Raw genomic sequence first — 4,983 nt, 5'->3', positions numbered from 1 at the left:
AATTATCCCTGCTAATATAATTATTACCCCCATCCATTGACTAAAACTTACAGTTTCCTTCAATACCATGGAAGACACAAAGACCGCAACTGGTAATTCTGCAGCACTAAGTACGGAGGCCATATTCACTCCTGTTTTCGGAACACCAATTGCATAGAAAAATGGAGGGATAATTGCGCCAAACAACGCTAAAGGTATACCGTAAGCTATTAAACCTTTTCCCAGCGCCCCGTTAAAAATAAATTCCGGAGGAAAAATGGGAAGGCTGATTAAAACGGCGCCGGTTAACATCCATTGATTACGGGTGATCGTTGGTACATTGGAATTAGCTCGGCTATTAAAAAAGATGAACAGGGCATAAGATAATGCAGCCAGCAAGCCAAAGAATACTCCTGGCACATTAAAATTCTCCCAGCCTACCGAAGTAATTCCTGTTGCCAGAAATGTTCCAAACAACAAAAAGAATAAACTTACCAATTGCAAACGAGAAGGCCGACGTCCAGAAATAATACTCTCCAACAACATCCCAATCCATGTAAATTGGAACAAAAAGAGAATGGCTAAGGAGGCAGGGACGTATCTTACACAAATGTAATAAGTAATGCTTGTCAGCCCAATTGGCATTCCCATTAATAGCAGTTTGCCCTTTTCTTTTAAAGTTAATTTGTTCTGGTGGGCCATCCGGCTTCCCTCTTTTCTCATTAACAAATGCTGAACACCATTTATCAGCCAAAAGGTGATTGCCCCTAACAGTAGTTGGATTCCGGTTACTTCCTGAACGGTAAAACCTACTTTATAGGATAATTTAACAATAGTGGAAAGTATTCCGTAACTACAGGCTCCTAAAAAAACTATGAGCATAGCCCTTCCTTGCATCATTCTCCTCCTTTAAAAAAATTAAAAATATTTAGACTCAAAAACCAATTCTTTCCTTTTAAGTCCCTCCTTTATTTCTTCATGCCCACTTCCTCTAAAAGATCAATGCTTTTGAATAAACAGGTAGTATAATTGGTTTCCTACAATAAAGTGCCCCCAAATGGAGTAAGATTAACAACTGTTCTAAGCTTTCTTTTCCTAAGTTGACAATCAAATTGATAGAAGATTATCTCTGGCAGAAAATCTTCTATTTATTCTTTATTGGAAACTGGAGTGGTTCAAATAGGCAATAAAAAAATTCAAACATTCATTTAATGAGGTAACCTTTAAAGGCTTATAAGTATTAAAAAAGCGGCAGTTGCCGCTTTTTTAATACTACTTAAAGTAAATTAACAACTTATCTTCTTAATTCTGCGCTCGTGTCTTCCTCCTTCAAAATTTGTCGAAAGGAAAGTATCTACCATTTCTTCCGCTTCCTTATAAGAAACAAATCGAGCAGGAATACAGATTACATTGGCGTTGTTGTGCTGACGGGCCAAAGCCGCCAACTCTGAATTCCAACACAAGGCAGCTCGAATATCCGTGTGTTTGTTAGCAGTCATGGCTACGCCATTTCCACTTCCGCAAATCAATATTCCCTCATCAATTTCTTGATTCTTTATAGCTACTGCCAGAGGATGTACATGATCGGGGTAATCTACAGATTCATCACTAAAAGGGCCAAAATCCTTTACTTCATAGCCATGGGCCTTCAATTTTTCGGTCAACTTTTGTTTATACTCAAAACCTGCGTGGTCACCTCCAATCGCTATTCTCTTTGACATAATCGATTCGATTTTGGATATTAAATATTTAGATTATTGGTATTTCTGGATTTCTTCACTTTTTAGTTTTCTTTTCAAAACCATTCGTGAAACATAAATACTGATTTGATAAAGTATAGTTAGTGGCAAAGCTATCAATAACTGACTCATTACATCCGGAGGTGTCAAAATAGCCGATAAGACTAAAATCACAATAAAAGCATGCCTTCTAAAATAAATCATCCTTTCGGGAGTCACTAAACCTGCCTGGCTCAGAAAATATACCACTACCGGCATCTGGAACATGATGGCACAAGAGAGCACCAACATAGAAAGAGTCGATATATAAGAGGTAATATCTATCTGGTTCTTTATGCTTGGATCCAAGGTATAATTTGTCAAGAAATTAATCGACAGGGGAGAAACGATATAGTAACCAAATAAAACCCCAGCAATAAATAAAATACTGACAAAAAATACAGCTCCACGAGAAGCATTTCGCTCTTTAGTATAAAGAGCAGGACTAATAAATCGCCAAAACTCCCAAAATGCATAAGGAAAAGCCAAAATCAATCCCACCACCAAAGAGGAAGTAATATGCATAGTAAATTGCCCCGTCATTTGACGACTTTGAATCTCAAATGGCAGACTATCAATGCAAAGCACATCGGAATTTAACCAGGTCCCTATTTTACATAAAGTCTGGTAAGTCCAAAAATCCGTCCGGGACGGCCCTAATATGATTTGATGAAAAACAATATCTTTGGACAAAAAAGCCACAACAGCCAATATAAAAATAGAGGCAAAAGAGCGGATCATATGCCATCTCAGCTCCTCGAGATGGTCCAGAAAGGTCATCTCTTTTTCATCGTTTTTCACCGTGTTCGCCACAATCTATTATTTTTAAGATGAAAAAATCTGGTTTCCCTTATTTTGTCATGGAGAATGAAAGGATAGCCCAAACTCTTCGTAATTCTTTACTTATTTAATCACCTTTGCTCCAAAAAAGTCAAAAGTCAGGTTAAGAACCTCTCCCGCATATGCAGCAACATTCTTTTCCTAACTTTTAACCCCTGTTTAAGGATAATATTTTATTTATAAAGGGGGAAATTTCCCATCCAACTATTCACTTCCTCTCTTACTTCCGCAATTTTGGCTTCATTATCATGATTCATCAAAACCGTATCAATCAACTCTACCACCTTAGCCATATGATCTTCTTTCATTCCTCGGGTAGTGATGGCAGAAGTTCCAGTTCTCATACCAGAAGTCACAAAAGGAGATTTATCATCAAATGGCACCATATTTTTATTTATGGTGATATCTGCCTTTATCAATGTGTTTTCCGCCAATTTTCCGGTAAGCTCTTTTGAACGAAGGTCAATCAACATCATGTGATTATCAGTACCTCCGGAGATAATATCATACCCCCTGGCTTCAAATGCTTTAGCCATAGCCATGGCATTTTTCTGAACCTGAACGATATATTCGAAATATTCATCGGTAAGCGCTTCCCCAAAAGCCACCGCTTTACCCGCAATAACATGCTCCAAAGGACCTCCCTGAGTTCCCGGGAATACCCCTGAATCCAATAAGGCAGACATTTTACGTATTACTCCCTTAGGCGTTTTTAATCCCCATGGATTGTCAAAGTCTTTCCCCAACATGATCATTCCACCTCGTGGACCTCTCAAAGTTTTATGAGTGGTGGTTGTTACCACATGACAGAATTCTAAGGGATCATTCAAAATACCTCTGGCAATCAAACCAGCAGGGTGAGAAATATCAGCCAATAAAATGGCTCCTACCTCATCTGCCGCTTCACGCAGTTTTTTATAATTCCAATCCCGACTATAGGCAGAAGCCCCACAAATGATCATTTTTGGCTTTTCCTTACGAGCGGTCTCTACTACCTTATCCCAATCAATTACACCGGTTTCTTTCTCCACACCATAAAACACTGGCTGGTAAAGCTTCCCAGAAAAATTAACTGGTGAACCATGCGTCAAGTGACCTCCATGAGAAAGGTCAAAACCTAAAATTTTATCTCCAGGCTGAAGACAGGCCAACATAACTGCAGCATTTGCTTGCGCTCCTGAATGTGGCTGGACATTCACCCATGAAGCTCCAAATAATTCTTTGGCTCTTTCAATGGCCAAGTTCTCCACTTGGTCCACAACCTCACAACCTCCATAATACCTTTTAGCCGGAAGCCCTTCAGCATATTTGTTTGTCAATACACTTCCCATAGCTTCCATCACCTGGCGCGAAGTAAAATTTTCAGAGGCGATCAGCTCAAGCCCTCTTTCCTGACGATCTTGTTCTTTATCAATCAGATCAAAAACTAATTGGTCTCTTTGCATAATTAAAATAGGTAGCTCTTTTAAAATTCCTCCAAAAATACGCTAAGGATCAGACATTCACAACAGATAAAGGGAATGAGTAAATATTAAACTAATAATCAAAAAAGGGAGGTGCCCAAAAGAATATTTATTTAGAAACTAGCCGGTTATAAGATACAAACCTTTCTTAGGTTCGGCTTTTCTTATAATTACTTTATCACTAAGACCAAATTACATCCTACTTTTTCAGCTAATAAATGGAAGCAATACAGTCCTGCCTTGAAAATTTTAATTAGAATGATATACCAACAAGTTTAAACCTACATATTGTATTATATCAGAATAAAAAAATTTAGAGAAAAGCAAAGGTGACAAAAAAGAGGACACTTTACATTAATGAATCACAATAACTATTCAATTAGATGCCATAGAAAAATAAAATAAGGAAGAAATCATTGCTTTTTTAGGAAATAGCTCAATTATCTCCCGGGTTTATTCTCACAGTTTTCTATGGTACAATCTCCATAAAAAACCAATGCATGTCGCCTTATATTAGAGCCTAACTCTTTCCCAATAGTTCTCTTAATTGCTTCAATTCGTTCATCAGAGAATTCCTTAATTTTTCCGCAAGTATTACAAACCAGGTGATCATGATGTTTGTAAGTGAGGGCCTGCTCATATAAGGCCTGTTTTTCCCGGAATTGATGCTTAACGGCCAAACCACATTCCACCAACAAATCCAGTGTATTATAGATAGTTGCTCTGCTAATAGAATAATTTCGGTTCCTCATCATCAGATAAAAACTTTCCACATCAACATGCTCTTCCAAAGCAAAAAACTCATCGATAATGGAAAAACGTTCTGCTGTTTTTCGGAGACCTTTGATTTTAAGGTAAGCCTCAAACTCTATTTTGGCCTGTTCTGCCAATGCTTTTTTATCGATCATATCTGACGTAAAAAC

Annotated in this window: 5 protein-coding genes; all 5 read right to left on the bottom strand. The window is 37.9% G+C overall.

Annotated features, from left to right (window positions below):
• A partial coding sequence (locus tag E1171_RS07170; RefSeq protein ID WP_155205329.1) for an EamA family transporter occupies nt 1–879 on the bottom strand: 879 nt, incomplete at its 3' end.
• Between the two features lie 386 nt (nt 880–1,265).
• On the bottom strand, nt 1,266–1,700 hold the full coding sequence (gene rpiB, locus E1171_RS07165) for a ribose 5-phosphate isomerase B (RefSeq protein WP_155205328.1): 435 nt from the start codon (nt 1,698–1,700) through the stop codon (nt 1,266–1,268).
• Between the two features lie 33 nt (nt 1,701–1,733).
• Nucleotides 1,734–2,537 carry a twin-arginine translocase subunit TatC gene (gene tatC, locus E1171_RS07160; protein ID WP_155205330.1) on the bottom strand — a complete coding sequence of 268 codons (804 nt, stop codon included), beginning with the start codon at nt 2,535–2,537 and terminating at the stop codon, nt 1,734–1,736.
• Nucleotides 2,538–2,770: 233 nt separating this feature from the next.
• Complete coding sequence (locus E1171_RS07155) at nt 2,771–4,042, bottom strand: serine hydroxymethyltransferase (protein WP_155205327.1); 1,272 nt, start codon at nt 4,040–4,042, stop codon at nt 2,771–2,773.
• A gap of 458 nt (nt 4,043–4,500) precedes the next feature.
• Nucleotides 4,501–4,968, bottom strand: coding sequence for a Fur family transcriptional regulator (locus E1171_RS07150; RefSeq protein WP_155205326.1), 468 nt, complete (start codon nt 4,966–4,968; stop codon nt 4,501–4,503).
• Nucleotides 4,969–4,983: the final 15 nt, after the last annotated feature.

Origin of the sequence: Xanthovirga aplysinae, assembly GCF_009711365.1 — a bacterium.
GTDB classification, from domain to species: Bacteria; Bacteroidota; Bacteroidia; order Cytophagales; family Cyclobacteriaceae; genus Xanthovirga; species Xanthovirga aplysinae.
The sequence above is the reverse complement of the archived record's forward strand: the minus strand, read 5'-3'. Positions and strand labels throughout refer to the sequence as shown.

Coding starts and splice junctions, on each gene's coding strand:
- E1171_RS07150 (WP_155205326.1), bottom strand. CDS start 4,968: ATGATCGATAAAAAAGCATTGGCAGAACAGGCCAAAATAGAGTTTGAG.
- rpiB (WP_155205328.1), bottom strand. CDS start 1,700: ATGTCAAAGAGAATAGCGATTGGAGGTGACCACGCAGGTTTTGAGTAT.
- E1171_RS07155 (WP_155205327.1), bottom strand. CDS start 4,042: ATGCAAAGAGACCAATTAGTTTTTGATCTGATTGATAAAGAACAAGAT.
- tatC (WP_155205330.1), bottom strand. CDS start 2,537: ATGACCTTTCTGGACCATCTCGAGGAGCTGAGATGGCATATGATCCGC.